The sequence below is a fragment of the Bowmanella denitrificans genome (genome assembly GCF_002887595.1).
GTDB lineage: Bacteria > Pseudomonadota > Gammaproteobacteria > Enterobacterales > Alteromonadaceae > Bowmanella > Bowmanella denitrificans.
Genome location: NZ_PEBU01000004.1, coordinates 281,709 through 300,052, shown reverse-complemented (window position 1 = coordinate 300,052; position 18,344 = coordinate 281,709). Strand labels below are relative to the sequence as shown.

At 51.8% G+C, this 18,344-nt stretch carries 17 protein-coding genes and 1 pseudogene; 13 read left to right on the top strand and 5 right to left on the bottom strand.

Annotation, left to right across the window (positions count from 1 at the left end):
- The first annotated feature begins 210 nt into the window (after positions 1 to 210).
- The 6 genes from CSR04_RS10320 (at position 211) to CSR04_RS10295 (ending at position 8,774) form a co-directional block, all read left to right on the top strand.
- Positions 211 to 1,773 carry a hypothetical protein gene (locus CSR04_RS10320; protein ID WP_102796205.1) on the top strand — a complete coding sequence of 521 codons (1,563 nt, stop codon included), beginning with the start codon at positions 211 to 213 and terminating at the stop codon, positions 1,771 to 1,773.
- A 12-nt stretch (positions 1,774 to 1,785) separates the two neighbouring features.
- Positions 1,786 to 2,844 (top strand): trypsin-like serine protease, encoded by a 1,059-nt coding sequence (locus CSR04_RS10315; RefSeq protein ID WP_102796204.1) that lies wholly within the window; start codon positions 1,786 to 1,788, stop codon positions 2,842 to 2,844.
- Positions 2,845 to 3,048: 204 nt separating this feature from the next.
- Complete coding sequence (locus CSR04_RS10310; RefSeq protein ID WP_102796203.1) at positions 3,049 to 5,169, top strand: TonB-dependent siderophore receptor; 2,121 nt, start codon at positions 3,049 to 3,051, stop codon at positions 5,167 to 5,169.
- A gap of 10 nt (positions 5,170 to 5,179) precedes the next feature.
- Positions 5,180 to 5,917, top strand: a complete 738-nt coding sequence (locus CSR04_RS10305) for an ABC transporter ATP-binding protein (RefSeq protein ID WP_102796202.1) — start codon at positions 5,180 to 5,182, stop codon at positions 5,915 to 5,917.
- Positions 5,911 to 7,308 carry a DUF3526 domain-containing protein gene (locus CSR04_RS10300; RefSeq protein ID WP_102796201.1) on the top strand — a complete coding sequence of 466 codons (1,398 nt, stop codon included), beginning with the start codon at positions 5,911 to 5,913 and terminating at the stop codon, positions 7,306 to 7,308. The genes CSR04_RS10305 and CSR04_RS10300 overlap by 7 nt, the downstream gene beginning before the upstream one ends.
- The gene (locus tag CSR04_RS10295; RefSeq protein ID WP_102796200.1) at positions 7,308 to 8,774 is read left to right on the top strand and encodes a DUF3526 domain-containing protein; all 1,467 of its coding nucleotides are present in this window, start codon (positions 7,308 to 7,310) and stop codon (positions 8,772 to 8,774) included. The genes CSR04_RS10300 and CSR04_RS10295 overlap by 1 nt, the downstream gene beginning before the upstream one ends.
- Before the next feature lie 34 nt (positions 8,775 to 8,808).
- On the opposite strand, the gene CSR04_RS10290 is transcribed toward CSR04_RS10295, so the two are convergent.
- On the bottom strand, positions 8,809 to 9,696 hold the full coding sequence (locus tag CSR04_RS10290) for a LysR family transcriptional regulator (RefSeq protein WP_102796199.1): 888 nt from the start codon (positions 9,694 to 9,696) through the stop codon (positions 8,809 to 8,811).
- 114 nt (positions 9,697 to 9,810) lie between these two features.
- Here CSR04_RS10290 and CSR04_RS10285 point away from each other — a divergent pair, with 114 nt between their 5' ends.
- The 3 genes from CSR04_RS10285 to CSR04_RS10275 are packed head-to-tail and all read left to right on the top strand — an operon-like array spanning position 9,811 to position 11,014.
- Positions 9,811 to 10,413 carry a glutathione S-transferase family protein gene (locus CSR04_RS10285; protein WP_102796198.1) on the top strand — a complete coding sequence of 201 codons (603 nt, stop codon included), beginning with the start codon at positions 9,811 to 9,813 and terminating at the stop codon, positions 10,411 to 10,413.
- A gap of 2 nt (positions 10,414 to 10,415) precedes the next feature.
- Entirely contained in the window at positions 10,416 to 10,796 is a 381-nt protein-coding gene (locus tag CSR04_RS10280) for a nuclear transport factor 2 family protein (RefSeq protein WP_102796197.1), read from the top strand.
- A gap of 14 nt (positions 10,797 to 10,810) precedes the next feature.
- Complete coding sequence (locus tag CSR04_RS10275) at positions 10,811 to 11,014, top strand: 2-hydroxymuconate tautomerase family protein (RefSeq protein ID WP_102796196.1); 204 nt, start codon at positions 10,811 to 10,813, stop codon at positions 11,012 to 11,014.
- Between the two features lie 58 nt (positions 11,015 to 11,072).
- On the opposite strand, the gene CSR04_RS10270 is transcribed toward CSR04_RS10275, so the two are convergent.
- Positions 11,073 to 11,966, bottom strand: coding sequence for a LysR family transcriptional regulator (locus CSR04_RS10270; RefSeq protein ID WP_102796195.1), 894 nt, complete (start codon positions 11,964 to 11,966; stop codon positions 11,073 to 11,075).
- Between the two features lie 89 nt (positions 11,967 to 12,055).
- On the opposite strand from CSR04_RS10270, the pseudogene nhaA reads away from it, so the two are divergent.
- From nhaA to CSR04_RS10250, 4 genes and pseudogenes are all read left to right on the top strand, one after another.
- Positions 12,056 to 13,279 (top strand): annotated as a pseudogene (gene nhaA / locus CSR04_RS10265) (Na+/H+ antiporter NhaA); the annotation flags it as partial.
- Positions 13,280 to 13,304: 25 nt separating this feature from the next.
- A complete protein-coding gene (locus tag CSR04_RS10260; protein ID WP_102796193.1) occupies positions 13,305 to 13,673 on the top strand; it encodes a hypothetical protein in 369 nt (122 codons plus the stop codon).
- Positions 13,674 to 13,688: 15 nt separating this feature from the next.
- On the top strand, positions 13,689 to 14,348 hold the full coding sequence (locus tag CSR04_RS10255) for a Bax inhibitor-1/YccA family protein (protein ID WP_102796192.1): 660 nt from the start codon (positions 13,689 to 13,691) through the stop codon (positions 14,346 to 14,348).
- 150 nt (positions 14,349 to 14,498) lie between these two features.
- On the top strand, positions 14,499 to 14,723 hold the full coding sequence (locus CSR04_RS10250) for a hypothetical protein (protein WP_102796191.1): 225 nt from the start codon (positions 14,499 to 14,501) through the stop codon (positions 14,721 to 14,723).
- A gap of 142 nt (positions 14,724 to 14,865) precedes the next feature.
- Here CSR04_RS10250 and CSR04_RS25210 read toward each other — a convergent pair whose 3' ends face one another.
- The 3 genes from CSR04_RS25210 to CSR04_RS10235 all read right to left on the bottom strand — a co-directional run bounded on the left by CSR04_RS25210 (position 14,866) and on the right by CSR04_RS10235 (position 18,316).
- Positions 14,866 to 16,512, bottom strand: coding sequence for an amidohydrolase family protein (locus CSR04_RS25210; protein ID WP_102796190.1), 1,647 nt, complete (start codon positions 16,510 to 16,512; stop codon positions 14,866 to 14,868).
- Between the two features lie 99 nt (positions 16,513 to 16,611).
- Positions 16,612 to 17,358 (bottom strand): carbon-nitrogen hydrolase family protein, encoded by a 747-nt coding sequence (locus CSR04_RS10240; protein WP_102796189.1) that lies wholly within the window; start codon positions 17,356 to 17,358, stop codon positions 16,612 to 16,614.
- A gap of 211 nt (positions 17,359 to 17,569) precedes the next feature.
- On the bottom strand, positions 17,570 to 18,316 hold the full coding sequence (locus CSR04_RS10235; protein WP_102796188.1) for an SDR family oxidoreductase: 747 nt from the start codon (positions 18,314 to 18,316) through the stop codon (positions 17,570 to 17,572).
- Positions 18,317 to 18,344 lie beyond the last annotated feature (28 nt).

Genomic DNA, 18,344 nt, shown 5'->3' with positions numbered 1-18,344 from the left:
TTAACCTCTTTTTCCAATATTTTAGCCAATGTGTTCCGTGTTGATGATTCCCCCTTTGCCGGTAACTTTCAACGTATTTGCATGATTTTCAAAATCAGCTGAGATAAATCCCGTTGATGCGTCACTAACTTGTTACTCAGCAAGCATTTTACAGGCAGTTCATACCTGATAGCAGAATATGAAGACGTCGCCGTAACCATAGGAATCGTTATGCAACCTTCAGCCACTTATGCCAGCCGCAATCTGCGATTATTCATTGCGTTGTTTATGGGACTCTCGCTCGGGGCCTGTTCATCCTTAACCAACCCCTACATTGACGAAGCCAAGCTCAGCAATGATTCAAGCGTCAACTCTTGCCCCCCTGACACCGCTACCCTTGCAGGCGCGCTTGAATGTAGCAGGCAATTAAAAAGCCGCTACCTGGAGGCCATGGGCGACCAGGCAAACTTAGCCAGTTGGACCGGAATTGGTCTGATTCCCCTAACCGCTTACACCATCGGCTTTGCAGTCAACGGCGAATCCGCAACGAAAATCTCGGATTTTGCTCTGACCAGTGCAGGACTGTACAGCTTATCCAATTGGCTGGCAGCGCCGCAGCGAAGCAAGGTGTATGCACTTGGACTAAAAGGCCTTCAATGCGCTGAGCACGCCGTATTGCCTTTGACTCTGACCACTGCGGAACTGAATAGTCTGCAGAATCACACCGTTGCCCTTGACCTTGCCTATGCCGATGCACGCTCTGCATTAGCAAAGTTCCCGGACCATTCACTCGCTCCGCAGGTACAACAGCATCTGCAGGAAGCCAACACCTTGCGCCAACAGGCCGCCCTGCGGCAACGGCAAAGTTCCCGCGCAGCGGCCTCCCTGGTTGTGACTGCCCGGGGAATAAATACCGCCGTAAACGAAGCGCTGGTTGACAGCGTGCAATCATTAAGTGCCCTGCCCGGTTTTCTGTCGGGTTTAAGCAGTTTGTATGACCAGAACCTGACAGGCTTCTCCGCTTATGTTCCCACCACTACAGACCAGGGTGCCGTCGTTGACGGGTTAGCGCCGCAATCGCAAAGAGGTCAGGAACTGGCAGATAAGCATAAAGAACTACTAGCAAAGATGGCACTACTGGAAAGTGAACTAACCAAACTCACCCCACAAAGTCAGGGCCAGAGCCTTGAGCAATGCGGTTTGGACAGCAATGCCTTAGCTGCAGGGATAAGCCTGACTCCCAGCACTCTGAGTTTTAATAAAGTAGACAGTGCGCATTCTGTTTCCATCAGCGGAGGCAGCGGCAGTTATGTGTACAGTGCTAATGAAGATGTTTTTGAGGTGAAGCAAGTGCCAGCCTTTGGTGACAACCTGACCATTAAACTAAAAAGTGCTGATCAGCCCGGTAGCTATATGATTAAGGTCAAAGACAGCAGTGGCAAAGCACAGAATCTGGTGATTACTGTCAGCCCACCTCAGCCACCTCAACCACTAGCAGATGGTGCCCCGGCAGTTCCAATCAAACCCAGTTGTGCTCTGAGTAACAACTTGCAACCAGGAGAAGAACCTTACTGTCAGGATAAAAATCTGACCATTCAATTGCAGACCGCATTGAATAATGGTTTACCTGCGGCGCAGCAGATACAGGTTGATGGTGACTATGGCGAAGCAACGCGCAAAGCCGCCCTGGCTTATATGCAGCAACATAGCTTTGCCGAGCCACAAATTAATGAGCTGAATTTGCAAAGAATTATCAGTTCTCTGGATGGAATGGCGTTGCCAGGCCGGTTATAACAGGAGCTCGTAATGAACAGGTCAACCCGCAAAAAACTCAACAAAGTGACCAGAATGCTGTGTGAAGGCAAGGACGCCAAAGGACTTACAAGCCGCGACAGACAGCAGGCTGCGCACCTGCAGCACGGCCATGCTGCCTGGTTAGAACAAGCCAATGTGCAGGGCCTGGCCGTCGACACCAAAAAAGTAGCCTTTCAGGACACTGGACAACCCTGTATTCAGGTTTATGTGGATAAGAAACGCCCGGTGCACGAATTGTCAGAGCCGATTCCACAAAAGTTACAACTTGAAGATGGTTCAGAAGTGCCATTGGATGTGCAAGAAATTGGTCAGTTGCAGTTGCACAATCAACTTGAACTGCCGCAACGCCCTGTGTTTGCCGGGCTAAGCGTTGCCAGTATCCACAGATACCCAGGCACTATCGGCTTGATAGTGCAGTCTATAAACACACCGGGCGACAAGTACATATTAAGCTGTGCACATGTACTGAGTCCCTTCTCTGATCAGCAGGACAAAAGGGTTCTACAACCTGCCCCGCAGGACTTCAGTCAGGCCGAGCATGATTTTACCGTTGCTGATTATGTCGCCAGTATCCCCTTGTACTTCAGCACCAGTGGCTATCCCAACCGGTTCGATGCCGCTTTGGCCAAACTAAGACCCGGCGTAGACGTGCTTGCCGAGCTCCCCTATATCGGAGCACTGAATGGTGTTTCTGCACAAATTCGCCATCAGGCTATGGTGAGAATGGTTGGTAAAGTGTCCGGCTTTTCTTCCGGCACCGTATTAAACAACAACTTTTATGCACGATTGCCCTACTACAATGGCAACGGTCAGAAGTTTCAGGCCGGCTTCCGCGAACTGGTATTGTGCAGCCGCTATGCGCAGCCAGGTGACAGCGGTGCAGCCATTGTCGGTCCTGGCGGGCGGCTGCTCGGAATACATATGGCGGGCTCCAACAGTCACTCGGTTTTCTGCCGTATTCTGCCGGTACTGCAATACTTCCAGGTATCGCCATTAGGACTGATACAGCATTCAAGTGCCGTGCCTGTTGAGTTAGCTGAAGCCGTTTAAAAGCGGATAAGTAACAGATTGTGTTCTGTCCTGCCAGCATAGTGCCAGCGAATTATTATTCACTAGTCCTTTACTTACAATTTCTTACACTGCAAAATTGTTACGTTATCACATAATAAGACTCTGTATTTTTCAAATATGCAGTCTCTACTTAGTCACCGTCGCCAGAAGTAAGCTTGTCGGCACCAGGAAAGGTATCAGTCAGTGAATGTAAAACGTTCTTCGGTAAGTCTCGTTGTTTTATCCGCGCTATTCAGCCACACCAGTTACGCCAATTCCGGCCAGGAAAATATTGAAAAGCTCAATGTTACCGGCTCCCGCTCGGCCCTGTATGACACCCGCGACGTCAACGCCGCCGCACTTGGCACCAAAGATACGCAATTACTGCCTATCTCTATTCAGTCTTTTTCCGATGCGCTAATTGCCAACCAGCGGGCAAAAACCTTAGGCGATGTGCTGGCCAATGACGCGTCGGTGCAAAACACCGCCATAGGTACGGTGTTTGACTTTGTTAGCCTGCGCGGCTTTCAGCTCGACTGGACCAACGGTTTGCGCCGCGACGGCCTGGCCCTGGCGCCGTTTCAGGATGTTGCGCTGGAAAACATCCAGCGTCTGGACGTGATCAAAGGTCCCTCTGGGCTGATTTCCGGTGTCAACAATCCGGGGGGTACCGTGAATTACGTAACCAAGCGCCCCACGCAGAAGCAATTTTTGGAAGTCACAGGCGAAGTGCGTAGCCGCAATGGCAAATATCTGCATCTGGACAGCGGCGGACCACTGGATGCCGAAAAGAACTGGGGCTACCGATTTAACGCAGCCGCCGAAGATACCGGCGATTTTAGCGGCGGCGATGACTTAAAACGCTACTTTTTAAGTGCCGCGCTTGACTGGGCCGCCAGCGACAAGCTGTTTGTGCGCTTCGACGCCGACTTTCAGGACAAAAAGGTCGTCTCCCAGCCACTGATTGGTCTGGCACAAGACCCCAATAACAGTGATATCAGTATTTTGCCCCCCTATGTAGACACCAGTGACATACTGCTTGGCCAGCCATGGGGTCGCTATGAAACTCAGTCCTATAATCTGGCAACCCGGGTGGATTACTGGCTAACTGACAGTTGGCAATGGGTTAATCAATTCGCCTATTCAGACAACAACCGCTTTACTCTCTTTCCAGATATTTACCAGGTGGATACAGCCGGCAATGTCTTGTCTGCCGCTATCCATGTGACACCGGACGAGAAATACCGCTCCTACGCGGCGGTGAGTTTTTTAAGTGGTGAATTCCAGACCGGCGATATAGCCCATAATCTGGTGGCCGGAGTGAGCCTGCGCGACTATCAGTCTGCCGATGGCCGCTGGTTTGAACTACCAAACCCGGTTGGTAATCTATTTAATCCTGTCCATACCAGCCGTCCTCAATACCCTGATTATCCTGATGCCACTATTACCGACACCAAAGAAAACTCACTGTTTATAACCGACACCTTGTACATCAGCGACACCTTCTATGCCACCTTGGGCCTGCGTCATATTCGTTATGAAAAGCTGCAACATGCCCCAGACAGCGTGCAGGAAACACTAGACAATCAACGTTTTACCACTCCTTTGATTGGTCTGAATTACAACCCGAGCGACAATCTGGCCTTCTATGCCAGCTATTCAGAAGGCGCGGGAGAAGGTGGTGTTGCGGTTATCGGCAGCGGTGCCATTAACGAAGGGGAATCCCTTGGACCACAGGAAAGTGAACAGCTGGAAGCCGGAGTTAAGTTTCAGACCCAAAGTGCTACCTACACCCTGGCCGTATTTGAGATAGAGAAAATGCTCGAATACCACAATCGTGTGAGCAACTATTTTGTGCAGGATGGCGTGCAGTCGCACCGCGGTATTGAGCTGAACATCAATGGCAAGGTGTCTGATGCCCTGTCTGTGGTCAGCTCCGTGACTCTGATGGACGCTTCCCTGGACAAGCTGGTTGGGCAGCCACTGATCAATGGCAATCGTCCGGCCAATGTGCCCAAATTCCAAGCTAATTTATTCCTCGACTATCAGGTTCAGGCCTTGGCGGGACTGTATGCGCAACTGGGTATTTTCCATGTGGGAGAGCGCCAGCAAAATGTACTGAACAGCTTGTCGCTCCCCGCTTACACCCGGGCAGACTTAGGCGTGAAGTACGAACTTAGCGCCCTGAACACCATCTTCAGATTAAAAATTGAGAATCTGTTTGATAAAGAATACTGGTTATCAGCCGGTGCCAAAGGCGTGGATTGGGGCGTCACACCGGGTAAAGGCCGCACCTGGATTGCGTCTATGACGTACAGCTTCTAAGGAGGAAAATATGCTCAAGGAAACAACGCAAGCCGTGATTGAGGTTTGTGAACTGAAAAAGGCCTTTGCTGACTACCAGGCACTAAAAGGCATTTCCTTTACCGTCAATGCGGGCGAGATTCTGGCCTTACTGGGGCCAAACGGTGCCGGGAAAACCACCACCATTAATTGCCTGCTGGGCTTTTTACAGCCCGACAGTGGCACAGTCAGCATTGGCGGCATTAACGTTCAGCACGATGTTGTCAGGGCCAGGCAGCAACTTGCCTATATTCCGGAACAAGTGGCCTTGTATCCGCGTTTAACCGGCCTGGAAAATGTTAGCTATATGAGCCAAATCGCCGGTATCAGTCTGTCACGAAATGAGTATCGTGCCCTGCTGGAAAAAGTGCAGCTCCCCGCCCATGCCATCGATAAGGCGATATCAACCTATTCAAAAGGTATGCGGCAGAAAGTAGGGATTGCCATTGCCCTGGCAAAACAGGCAACAGCACTGATTCTGGATGAACCTACCTCGGGCCTGGACCCGTCGGCCAGCTATGAATTCAGCCAACTGCTCGGGCAACTGGCCGGGCAAGGCGTAGCCATTTTAATGGCGACCCATGATTTATTCCGCGCTCAGGAAGACGCCCATTCGGTGGCCATCTTAAATCAGGGACAACTGGTACACCGCCTGCAGGGACAGGATATGCAAGATGTGCAGCTTGAATCCCTCTACCTGCAACATATTCGCAGAGAAGCCCTATGTTAGTAGAGATGCTTAAAAAGGAATGGCTGGAGTCTGCGCGCCAGGGTCAGCTTGGCTGGGTAGGCATTACCCTGCTGATACTACTGTTGGCGGCACTGGCCAGCGGCTGGTATACCAGCAGCGAACAACAGAGTCTGTATCAGGATGTCACCAATGCAGAACGCCATCGCTGGTTGCACCAGGGCGAAAAGGGTCCCCACTCTGCGGCCCATTACGGCGTTTATGTAATCAAACCCAGCAGCCACCTGAGCGTGCTGGATCCCGGTTTAAGTGAATATCAGGGCAAGGTACTGCGCCTGGAAGCGCATAAACAGAATGACAGCTTGTTTCGCCCTTCTCAGGACAGCATTGCCATGCAGCGGTTTGGGCAGTTAAGCCCGGCCTTTGTTGTACAGATGCTGATGCCCCTGCTGATAATTCTGATGGGGCATGCCCTGCTGGCGGCGGAAAGGCAACAGGGCACCCTGCGCCAACTGCTGGCCAGTGGGGTATCAACCGCCAAACTGATGATGGCTAAAGGCGGAACCTTGTACCTGACCACTATGCTGTTCGCCGCCCCGGTGCTGCTCTTTGCTTTGTATAGCCAGGTGACAGCCAGCCAGGGGCAAGGCGGCAGAACACTGCTGTTTATCTCGGGTTACAGCCTCTATTTGTTTATCTGGTGCGCACTGACATTACTGCTATCCAGTTGGATGCGCACTCCCCGTCAGGCACTGGTTTGGCTGCTGGCGATCTGGGCAGTCAGTAGTTTGCTGTTACCGCGACTGGCAATGACCAGCGCCACCGACCAATTTCCAATTCAGTCGGGCCGTGAATTCGCCGCCAAACTGGAATCAGAGATTTACACGCCCGAGCGCCTGCAGGCCATACAAGAGTTTAAACAAAACACCTTGCAGGCCCATGGCGTCAGCAGCACTGATGAGTTGCCATTCGACTGGTCCGGCGCGCAATTGCAGTTTGGTGAACAGTATTCTGATCAGGTATTTGACCGCTTGTATGGCCAGCGCGCCGTATTGCTGAATAAACAGACCGACGCCTACCAGTCTGCCGCCGTACTTAGCCCTTTTATTGCCTTACAGTCAGTGTCCATGGCGGCATCGGCTACTGATTTACGCCATCATCAGCTGTTTGAAGATGCTGCGGAGCAACACCGACGAGTCATGCAGGCCACCCTGAATAATTACCAGCGCGACCATGCTAAGCAATCCCAGGGGGCGTTTCAGGCCGGGCAATCACTGTGGGAGCAGATCCCGGCATTTTCTTTTAGCTACCCCAGGATTGGGCCACTTTTAGGGCATTATCTGACACCGCTATTAAGCCTTGCTACCTGGGCGCTGTTGCTGCTTATCGCCTTGTGCTTTGCTGCCCGTCGTTTACAAAAGGAGATGCTGTAATGAAACGCCTGGTTGTGAAATATGAACTCCTTAATCTCAGACGGGAAAAACTGCTGTTGCTGCTTTTCGCGGCCAGCAGCTTATTCGCTGTACTGGCTTTTTATAATGGCTACCGCTTTAGTCAGAATCAGGCTTTAGCCGTGACGGCCGCTCAGCAGGAACAACAGACAGCCAATAACACCATCCGCCAGGGCCTGGCCGAACGCCAGGCCAGACAAGGGCCGCTAAACTGGTGGGATGATAAGCATGACCTGCGCGGGCAGGCCTTCTACCTGATGGTAAATTATGCCACTAAAGCCCCACTGCCCACAGCGGCCATTGCCGTTGGCCAGGCGGATATTCAGCCGTATTTTTTTCGCATGCTGGTAACAGAGAAACAGCATGTGCTGCACCAGTATGACTATACCCATCCGCTGGCATTGCTACTTGGTCAGTTGGACCTGGCTTTTGTAATTATCTACTTGCTACCGCTGCTGCTGATTGGCGCCTGTTTTAATGCGCTATCTGAAGAGAAACAGTCGGGCCAGTTGCGTATTATGATGTTGCAGGGCATATCTCCTGCTACCCTGGTGGCCGCACAGATTCTAGTGCGCGCTGGGGCTGTGATGGTGCCGTTCTTATTGATCAGCAACCTTTGTCTTTGGCTATTCAGCCCGGGTATAACCTTTATCAGCCTGCTGATCTTCAGTCTGCTGGTATTGCTTTATACAGGTTTTTGGCTGGCGCTGACGGCCTGGGTTATCAGCTTGGGCAAAAACGCCGCTAACAATGCCGCGCGGCTTGTTACTGCCTGGCTGGGATTGGTGATTATTGTGCCCGCCGTGCTAAATATCCTGATTATGACCCTGAATCCGTCACCCTCACGCCTGGTATATGTGGACCAGATGCGCAGCCACACCGATAAAGTTAATCAACAGGCGGCCCAAACCCTGGCGAATTTCTTTCAGGACCACCCGGAATTGGCTAAAACCGGCACAGCCACAAACGACTATGCCACCAGCAAAATAGCGAAAATTCTCGCTGTGGAGCAGGCTATGCAACCTTTTGATGATGCCTTTGTGAAGGTATTACACAAACAAAACCAACAGGCCGGGTGGTTAAAGCACCTGTCACCGGCCACCTTGTTGCATGCAGCGCTGATCGACCTTGCAGGTAATGGTCAGCTTAGGCATCAGGCATTTATGCAGGAAGTTCAGCAGCATCATCAAAAGTTGCAAACCTATTTTGCCAGCCGTATTGCGCTGGCCGCGCAAAATGGGGATTTTGCGCCTTGCAGCGGTTGCAATGCCAGGGTCACCCTGGCTGATGCCAGTGACATTCCGGTGTTCTCGTCACAGGCCTCGCTCTTGCCCATCCCCTATGGCGCCATGCTTATGCTGGTACTGCTGATTGTGTTGCTGACATTCGCCAGCACTAAAGCGTTAAGCAAAATGCACCAGGCGCAGAGCCAGACCGTACTGGTATGATCGGTATTCGCCCGCTGTCAAAGCGGGCTCGTTACTAAAGATACGGATGCTCGGCAAACCAATCCTGCAAAAATTCGATAAAGCAGCTTAGTCGCGGCGGTACAAAATGCCTGACCGGATACAGGGCATACAGGGTCATCAGTGGTTTGGCTTCACTGGCCAGCACTTCCACCACCTCACCACTTTGCAGGGCCGGGTAACTGATGAAACGGGGAATAAAACCCACGCCCATCCCCTGCTTAACCATATCCAGCAAAAACACCGAGCTGTTGGCTTTCAGCCGCCCACCAATCGGCACCCCTTGTGGCCCTACCGGCCACAGATTTTTATGCCGAAAGTAGCTGTATTCAAAACACTGATGATGCCGAAGATCATCCGGTTGATGAATAGGCCCCTGTGTTTGTAAATAAGCCGGGGCGGCACAAATACTGTAGCTGAACTGGGTAATAGCCTTACCCACATAGTTGGAATCAAAGGATGAGCTTGCCACCCGCAGGCCAAGGTCAAAATTATGCTCGAGCAGATCCTGAGCCTGATCGCTTAATTCAATATCCAGCTCAATCTGCGGATAGCGCCGTATAAATTCGGCAAAGGCCGGGGCCAATGCGGTTAATCCCAGCGCCATCGCCGCATTGATCCTGAGGCGGCCCATGGGTAATTGCTGCTGCGCCTGGATATGGGCCTCGGTGTCTTCCACCTGCCGCAATATCTCACGGCAACGCTGCAGATACTCTTCTCCAAGCTGGGTCAGTTGCAAACGCCGGGTGGAACGTTGCAACAGCCGGGCACCCAAGCTGTCTTCCAGCGCGCTAATCTGCTTGCTGATCATTGATTTACTGGCATCACTTTGCTCTGCTGCACGGGAAAAACTGCCCAGATCCACCACCCGCACAAACAACTGCATGGCTTTTAGCTTATCCACATTGTTTCCATATAGGAAAAAGAGTTATCACATTGTAGCCATATATCAAATCAATACCCAGCGCTAAAGTAGCCTTGTTCCCGGATATTGGAACCATCAACCAAGGAGATTGTTATGTATACATTGTATTTTTCTCAGGGCGCTTGTTCTTTAGGTACACAAGTGATGCTGCGCGAACTCGGCCAGCCAGTGGAGCTGGTTAGCAAAACCAAACTGGCCGACTATCTGGATGTCAATCCTCTTGGTGCGGTACCGGCGCTGGGAGTGGACAAGCAAATACTGACCGAAGGTGCGGCCATTATTCTGTATCTGCTCAACAAACATGCTAATGACCTGCTGCCCACTGAGCCCAACGCACGCCAGCAAAGCATTGAAAACCTGATGTTTGCTAATGCCACCGTACACCCGGCTTACGGCAAACTGTTTTTTATTGGCGGTACATTGCCGGATGGCGATGCCAAAACACTGGCATTCAATGCCGCCGCCGAGCAAATCAACAAGCTGTGGCAAAGAGTGGAAGATAAACTGGCCAACCAGCCGTACCTGGGCGGCCACACATACTCACCGGCGGATATCTTACTGGCTGTATATGAAAGCTGGGGTCAGTACTTCCCGGTAAGTATCGAGGTGGGTCCACGCGGCCGCGCCATGATTGACAGAATCAGAGCCCTGCCCAGCTATCAGGCATCGGTGGCTGCTGAACAACAGGCTGCCTGATAATGAAAGGCCAGCAAGCCTCTGACTTACAGGCCATCGAAGCGCTGCTGATGCAGTACTTCGATGGCCTGCACCGCGCTGATATCGCGCTGTTGGACAGTATTTTTGACCCGGATGCCAGATTATATGCCCCCGGAATCCGGCGCAGCAAACAGCAATGGCTGGATTTGGTCGCGAATCGCCCTGTTCCTGAGAAACTGGGCCATAGCTTTGACTATCAGGTTCTGGCCATCGAGCGCTGTGGTGAACAAGCCATGGCCAAGGTTAGTTGCCCGCTGTTGGGTGCCCGCTTTATCGATTATCTGGGCCTGCTAAAAGAAGGCGGTAACTGGCGGATTGTGGCCAAACAATATGCCGACAATCCTTTTGAAACACCAATGTAAAACAAGGAATCACTATGCCCTATGTAAATATCAAAGTGACCGATGAAGGTGTCACCGCCGAGCAAAAGCGTCAGCTTATTGCGGGTACCACTGAATTGCTGGTCAAAGTGCTAAATAAAAACCCCAGCACCACCTTTGTGCTAATTGAAGAGGTTAATACCGACAATTGGGGTATCGGCTATCAAAGTGTGACGGAACTGCGCCAGGCCGACAGCTAATTTGCCACGATTATGTATGTCGGACATCTGTCCGGCATCGCGTGCGGCGATAACCAAGTTAAACAGCAAAAAATCGAGCGGCCGATAAAGCGATCTGCTGAGCTTGTGGACTTTGAATTTTACGCTCCGGGGTAATCAGGTAATAGCGCTCGGTAATATTCCCTGCTACCCCAATCTGGCTAACCTGATGCTGCTCGCAAACATGCCCGGCAATGCAAGCCGGGGCACAAAACACCCCATAACCTTGCTGGCCTAACAATTTCAATACCGCGCTGTCGTCGATTTCAGCCAGTACTTTGGGCCTGATGCCCTGGTTCTCAAGGTATGCCATAACGCTGACACGCATGGTGGATTTGTCACCGGATAGCAGTAAAGGTGCGCCTTCCAGGCAGGCAGGGAATGGTTGCCGGGCATAAGAGCTCTGTGCCTTAGCAAAGAAACACAGCGGGCTCTCCCCCAGAAAATGGCTAAAGGCTTTAACATTGGCACCAGGTGGCAGCGGCCGATCTGACAATATCAGGTCAACCCGGTTTAGCGCCAGTTGGGCCAGCAGACTGTCCAGCTCCCCTTCCCGGTAAATCAGCCGCGTACTGTCCAGCGCCGCGAATAAGGGTTTCACCAGATCGAATGCCAGAATTTTAGGAATAACATCGGTGACTGCCAATGTAATGCGATTCAGGGTGCCTGGGCTTTTTAAGCGCAACTGGCCCTGTAACTCTTCGCCCAGACTAAAGATCTCCTCCGCATACTGATATGCGGTTTTGCCCCTGGCATTGAGTACCAATCGTTTGCCCTTGCGCTCAAACAGCAGCCCACCCAATTGATGCTCAAAGGTGGTGAGCTGGCCGCTGACCGTCTGTGGCGTGACGTTCAGGCAGTGTGCGGCACGGGAAATGCTGCCTTCGCGGGCAATAACATAAAAATAGTGAAGATGATGGTAGTTAAGCTGCATTGGTTATCAGGTTTTAACTGATTAAAATTCAAATATATTCGAATTTATTTGTTATTGAAACTGCTCTATAACTCAAGGTTGAACAAACGGAGACAACTATGTCCCAGTTAAGACACATGGTGCAACAAGGCACATTGGGTGGCGTACTGCTGATTGTAGCGGCACTACTTGCCATGATTATTGCTAACAGCCCGCTGGCCGGGGCCTATCAGCGCTGGTTAGACGTACCTATTGTTGTCAGCATTGGTGGCTTTATCATCAACAAGCCGTTACTGCTTTGGATTAACGACGGTCTGATGGCGGTATTCTTCTTTGTGATCGGCCTGGAAGTGAAACGTGAAATCTTCGCCGGTCATTTATCTTCCAAAGATCAGGTAATGCTACCCGCCGTGGGGGCCGTTGCCGGGATCCTGGTACCCGCACTGATTTATGCCTTTTTCAATTATCAGCAGGCAGAAGCAATAAGAGGCTGGGCGATTCCGGCCGCCACGGATATTGCCTTTGCGCTGGGTGTTTTCAGCCTGTTTGGGCGTTCACTGCCGGTCACCCTGAGACTATTCCTGCTGTCGGTGGCCATATTTGACGATATTGGCGCCATTATCATTATTGCCCTGTTCTATTCGGGCGAGCTGGCCGAAATCTCTTTAATTATCGGTCTGTGTGGCCTGGCGATTCTGTTCGCCTTTAACCGCCTTGGCATCCGCAGCTACGGCCTGTATCTGCTGGTCGGCATCGTGGTCTGGGCTGCGGTACTTAAATCCGGGGTGCATGCCACCTTGGCAGCCTTTGCTGCTGCCTGGTTTATTCCGCTAGATGGCAAGGATGAAGACGGCCATAAAATGTTGTATCACCTGGAGCATAAACTTCAGCCCTGGGTCGTGCTGTTTATTCTGCCGGTTTTTGCCTTTGCCAATGCTGGAGTTTCGCTGATCGGCACCGATCCGGCCACCCTGCAGATGAATGTGATTATCGGCATTGTGGCCGGTCTGTTCCTGGGTAAGCAATTGGGCATTTTTGCGGCTTGCTACCTGGCCGTCAAGCTAGGCTTAGCCAGACTGCCCAAAGGTGTGAACTGGAAACAAATGTACGCGGTCAGCATGCTGTGCGGTATTGGTTTTACCATGAGCTTATTTATCGGTTCTCTGGCATTTGAAACCAGCCCGCCAGCTTACCACGCCAGCGTTAAGCTCGGTGTGCTGGCTGGCTCTGTGCTGTCTGCCTTGTTTGGTGCAATAGTGATCAAGTGGAGCTGCGGCGCGCCCAATACCGCGCCGATAAAGCCCACCAATCCGGCACCAGACAATGCGCATTAAGGTGTAAACACTTCTGGAGGTGACTATGCAGCTTATCATCAATGCGTCAAACCTAAATCTGAGCAAGCGGCTTCGCCGCTCCCTCAGCAACAGGATCGTCAAGGGGTTGTCCAAACTGTCGGGGAGAATACGCCGGGTCCAGGTGTCCATCACCGATATGAATGGCCCCAAAGGCGGAAACGACAAGCAATGCCAGCTTAAAGTGGAGATGGATGGCATGCCCAGCGTTCTGATTATCGAAAGACGCGCATCAATTCCCCAGGCTATCGCTCAGGCAGTGGTAAGGACGAGTATGGTATTGAAACGAAAACTGTCACGTGCCCGTCAGTTTGACCGCCGCGCCACCCACCTGGCAGTGGCGGACCTGACCAGCAGCCAGGCCATTAACGCTTAACATCAGGAGATAAACATGAATCAGAATACCGCCATCTTACAATCGGCTCAGAGTAGCCAATCCGTTTCGCACAAGGTATTACGCAATACCTATGCACTGCTCTCTCTCACCGTACTGTTCAGCGCCGGCGTGGCAATCTTCAGTATGGTCAATAACTTTGCTCATCCAGGCTTGCTGGTTACTCTGGTGGGTTATTTTGGTCTGTTGTTTTTAACCGTAAAAACCCGTAACAGCGGTTGGGGACTGGTCAGTGTGTTCGCCCTTACCGGCTTTATGGGTTACACCCTGGGCCCGCTGCTTGGTAGCTACTGGGCTGGCGCCCCCGCCGTTGTGGGTCAGGCACTGCTGGCTACCGGGGCTATTTTTGCCGGGCTGTCGGCTTATGTGCTGACCACCCGCAAGAACTTCTCGTTCCTCGGCAGTGCATTATTTGTAGGCATATTGGTGGCCTTCCTGGCAGGTTTAGGGGCGATGCTGTTTGACATTCCGGCCTTGTCACTGGCCGTGTCTGCAATGTTTGTGCTGCTTATGTCGGGCCTTATCCTGTACGAAACCAGCAATATTCTGCATGGCGGTGAGACTAACTACATTATGGCCACCGTCTCTTTGTATGTTGCTATTTTCAACCTTTTTACCAGCCTGTTGCAGTTGCTGGGCTTTATGCAATCTGAATAGCCAAAATACGCAGCTATCTTGTTCTGACACTTCCCAATCGTCAGTTTGCCCCGCATTGTTGCGGGGCTTTTTTATGCTTGCCAGGATAGATATTAAGGCTAATATTTATACCGACAAGGATTTTCCATTCTTTCAGATCAGGGACAGATAATGCTAAGCAACGCTGCAACCGACACCGCAATGCATTTTAATGCCACCCAAATCGGCACCTTTATCGGCATCCTGGCGGTTGTTGTCAGTTTACTGGTGCTAACCACTTTTTATGTACGCAACAGGCAGCTCCGGTTGTTTGAAACCAGTCTTTGCCTTTTGCTTGGCCTGTTTCCGCCACTAAATGTGCTGTATGCCGCCATTATCCTGCATAAGAACAAGTAATAAGGGCTCGACAGCCTTTCATTGTGTCAAGCAGAGGCCTGAAGCTAGCGTGCTATTCAGGCCCAAAGCCACCTATGTTAAGCACTTTGCAGATTGTGATATGCCTGCCTGATCGTAAATAGCTGGGCTGCTATGTTTCTGCTTATCGGAGCGCGGCCAGGCATTCCACTTCCACTTTGGCATCTAATGCCAGCCCGGCTGCAGCAAAGGCACTACGCGCCGGCAAAGCAGATTGAAAGTAGCTTTTATACACCTCAGACGCCTTGGCCCAATCGCCAATATCTGCCAGCATCAGGGTGCATTTCACCACGTCGTTAAATCCCAGATTATGTTCTTTAAGCACCGCGCCAATATTTTGCATGGTCTGATGCATCTGCATGTCGATGCCCTCTCCCGCCAGCGTCAGAGTGCCAGGGAAGTTGCCAATCTGCCCTGACATATACAGCATACCTGCCGCTTGCCGGGCGCTGACAAAAGGTAAGCGCGCATCATCACCGCGATAGACAAAATGGCCATGTTTGATCACTGCATAAATATCCCGGCTGTGCTGGATGTTCTGGCTGGGGTCCTGATTCAGCACCAATAAATTCGCCATTTTCCCTTTACCTATGCTGCCGATACTGTCCTGCATTCCCAACACTTTGGCACCATTCAATGTGGCCGCCTGCAAAGCTTGCAGCGGTGTCATACCGGCATCGTCCACCAGCAGTTGTAACTCGTGGTGCAGCATCGGATAAGGCAATCCGGCTTTATCCGCCTGAAAATCCGTACCCGCGGCAATGGTCACACCGGCCTGGTGGGCCAGCCTGGTCAGCATGGCGGTATGTTGGTAGACGCTGGCGCTGTTGTTATTACGGTCTTTTAACTGCTCAAATACGCTGATAGTGGCATCCAGGATGGTGCCTTTGTCGCGCAGGGTATTCAGCAGGTCGGTATAACTGGCCGATGCCAAGGATGCAGCCAGGGTATTATTATCTACCGGTAGATCTTTACGTCGCCAGTTTTCATAGTGTGGAATGATTTGTGCCGATAAATCCGGGGTATGAGAAATGGTTTCCACGCCAGCCTCTATCACGTCACTGGGCTTATCCGGGCCGATATAGGCATGAGACCAGACTTTTACGCCATGCCGTTTGGCCGCGTCACTTAACTTTCTGATCAGATGGGCCGGCACCTGAGCATAAATTTTAATGCCGGTGGCACCTGTACCCAGCGTGCGTTGCATCAGCGCGTCAAAATCGGTGTTGTCATCCACCGCGCGCATCCAATCCACTTGCCCTGGTATGGCACCTTTAGCGGACGCCTGAGTGCGCGGATCGCTAAAAAAGCTGGCGCCACCGATAATCACAGAGTAATAAATATCCGGCGATTGGATCTCGTCCAATTGCGCTAGGCGCTGCCAGTGACGCAACACACGAATATCGCCGCCCATATCCCGCACTGTGGTTACGCCACCTCTTAACAGCGCCTGCAGGCGGGATTTGGTGAGCTGGGGATTGTCTCCCCTTTCAGGCTCGGTGCCATGGTGCGTATGCGCATCGATAAGTCCTGGTAAAATGTACTTGCCGCTTAAGTCGACCCTGGTGGTGTCACTGTCCAGTTTAAGCGATTGGCGCGCCCCTAATGCCAGGATTTTGGAGCCTTCTATCACCAAAGTCTGGTCCCTGACCACCTCGAGGTTTTCCATATCCAGCAGGTTGAACCCCACCAGGGCAATTTTTTGCGCCTCAGCGCCATGGGCTGACAATAGCAGACCAGCCGCGAACAGTAGTGATGTGCAGGTTTTCATAGCGTTCTCGTTATTCTATTTTTCTTCAACTCCCTGCCACTTTACCGCGATGCACTCGTCATGAAAAAGCCACTTACCGCATCCAGCATTCTGTATGCATTAAATAGGCACGCGCCGGGCTGCGCTTTGTCCATCGCGAATATCACATAACACCAGACACGCACTATCATCAGCGGCAAAAACCTGTTTCCCCTGGCTGTTCCAGATGGCGCTTTGCCCACAAGCCTGCCAGCCGCCGGTTTGCCCAATATAGTTGGCCAGCAGCACCTGACATTGCCCTTGTTGCGCGATACCGGCGAGGATCTCGCTGTCAGCGGCGTAGCCACCCGCTGTAATCAGCGCACTGGCCAGATAAATGTCGATGTTGGCTTGTCTGGCTTGCTGAGCATGGCGCGGGTCGGCAAAATCGGCACAAATCGCCAGTGCCAGATTGTGGCCTTTAACCTCAAAATGGCAGGGTTGTGAGCCCGGTGCACAAAACTGTGCTTCGCCCTGGTGTAGATATTGTTTTTGGTAGCTCAGCACCCGCCCGTCGGCAAAACACAATAATGCACCAATATGGGCTTTGCCCTGCTGTGCTGGCATTGGACAACCCGTAATAACTAATACATTGTGTTCAATCGCGGCGTCAGACAGGGTCTGAACAATTTGATGCTGCTCGTTAATGGCCAGCTCAGCGGCCAGATCCAACTCATAGCCGGTTAAAGATAATTCGGGAAACATCACGACATCGGCCTGGTGCTGCGCCGATAAGGCAATAGCCCGCAAATGGGTTTGCAGATTAGCTTCCAACTGTCCGCGCAGACTCGCCATTTGCACCAGACTAATACATATAGAAGAACTCATATTTTTCCTTAAAGAATGCCACTTCTACATAGTCAGCAAAGATGACCAGGTAGTCTGGATGAATGTTTCACCACCCGCCGCAGTGACCGTTAAGAGGACTTAACATTTTTCTGCGAATACTCTGTTAGCTCTGCGGCTCAGCGGTAAAACTTTTCTGTAGTTCGTGGTTTTCGTGGTTTTCGTGGTTTTCGTGACCTGTATCAAACCGGCATTAGCGGCCGCCCGCCACATCCAACAAGCTACCTGTCATATACGAAGCCTGGTCGCTAAGTAAAAAGGCAATTACATTGGCCACTTCATCGGGATGGCCGCCACGTTTGAGTGGAATCGCACTTTTGACCCGTTCAATGCGGCCCGGCTCACCGCCATCAGCATGAATATCGGTGTCGATGAAACCGGGGCGTACCGCATTAACCCGAATGCCCTGCCCGGCTACTTCACCAGCCAGGCCTAGCGTCAGGGTATCCATCGCACCTTTACTGGCAGCGTAATCAATATATTCATTGGGCGAGCCGTATTTAGACGCCGCCGATGAAACATTGACAATAACGCCGCCCAAACCACCAAACTCCCTGGACATGCGTTTCACCGCCTCACGGCTACAAATAAAGGCGCTGGTTACATTAGTGGTCAGAATATGATTGATACGCGCGGCATCCATATCCACCAGCCGGCTTTGGTGCTTTAACACCCCCACATTATTGACCAGGGCATAGAGCGGCCCCAATTCCTGGTCGATACGCTGGAACATGGTCACCACCTGGGCTTCATCCGCCACATCAGCTTGTACAGTGAGCACGCGAGCACCGCTATCCTGCAGTTCTGCCGCCAGCGCTTCAGCCGCAGCGGCTTGCTGACGGTAGTTCAAACACAGATCATAGCCCTGCTTGGCCAGTAACCTTGCCGTTGCTGCGCCAATACCCCGGCTGGCACCGGTCACTAATGCAATAGGTCGCACACTTCACTCCTGTTGGTATTTAAGTTCG

What these genes read in the sequence shown, in the direction of transcription:
- CSR04_RS10320 (WP_102796205.1), top strand. Translation starts at nt 211, where the DNA reads ATGCAACCTTCAGCCACTTATGCCAGCCGCAATCTGCGATTATTCATT.
- CSR04_RS10315 (WP_102796204.1), top strand. Translation starts at nt 1,786, where the DNA reads ATGAACAGGTCAACCCGCAAAAAACTCAACAAAGTGACCAGAATGCTG.
- CSR04_RS10305 (WP_102796202.1), top strand. Translation starts at nt 5,180, where the DNA reads ATGCTCAAGGAAACAACGCAAGCCGTGATTGAGGTTTGTGAACTGAAA.
- CSR04_RS10300 (WP_102796201.1), top strand. Translation starts at nt 5,911, where the DNA reads ATGTTAGTAGAGATGCTTAAAAAGGAATGGCTGGAGTCTGCGCGCCAG.
- CSR04_RS10295 (WP_102796200.1), top strand. Translation starts at nt 7,308, where the DNA reads ATGAAACGCCTGGTTGTGAAATATGAACTCCTTAATCTCAGACGGGAA.
- CSR04_RS10285 (WP_102796198.1), top strand. Translation starts at nt 9,811, where the DNA reads ATGTATACATTGTATTTTTCTCAGGGCGCTTGTTCTTTAGGTACACAA.
- CSR04_RS10280 (WP_102796197.1), top strand. Translation starts at nt 10,416, where the DNA reads ATGAAAGGCCAGCAAGCCTCTGACTTACAGGCCATCGAAGCGCTGCTG.
- CSR04_RS10275 (WP_102796196.1), top strand. Translation starts at nt 10,811, where the DNA reads ATGCCCTATGTAAATATCAAAGTGACCGATGAAGGTGTCACCGCCGAG.
- CSR04_RS10270 (WP_102796195.1), bottom strand. Translation starts at nt 11,966, where the DNA reads ATGCAGCTTAACTACCATCATCTTCACTATTTTTATGTTATTGCCCGC.
- CSR04_RS10260 (WP_102796193.1), top strand. Translation starts at nt 13,305, where the DNA reads ATGCAGCTTATCATCAATGCGTCAAACCTAAATCTGAGCAAGCGGCTT.
- CSR04_RS10255 (WP_102796192.1), top strand. Translation starts at nt 13,689, where the DNA reads ATGAATCAGAATACCGCCATCTTACAATCGGCTCAGAGTAGCCAATCC.
- CSR04_RS10250 (WP_102796191.1), top strand. Translation starts at nt 14,499, where the DNA reads ATGCTAAGCAACGCTGCAACCGACACCGCAATGCATTTTAATGCCACC.
- CSR04_RS25210 (WP_102796190.1), bottom strand. Translation starts at nt 16,512, where the DNA reads ATGAAAACCTGCACATCACTACTGTTCGCGGCTGGTCTGCTATTGTCA.
- CSR04_RS10240 (WP_102796189.1), bottom strand. Translation starts at nt 17,358, where the DNA reads ATGAGTTCTTCTATATGTATTAGTCTGGTGCAAATGGCGAGTCTGCGC.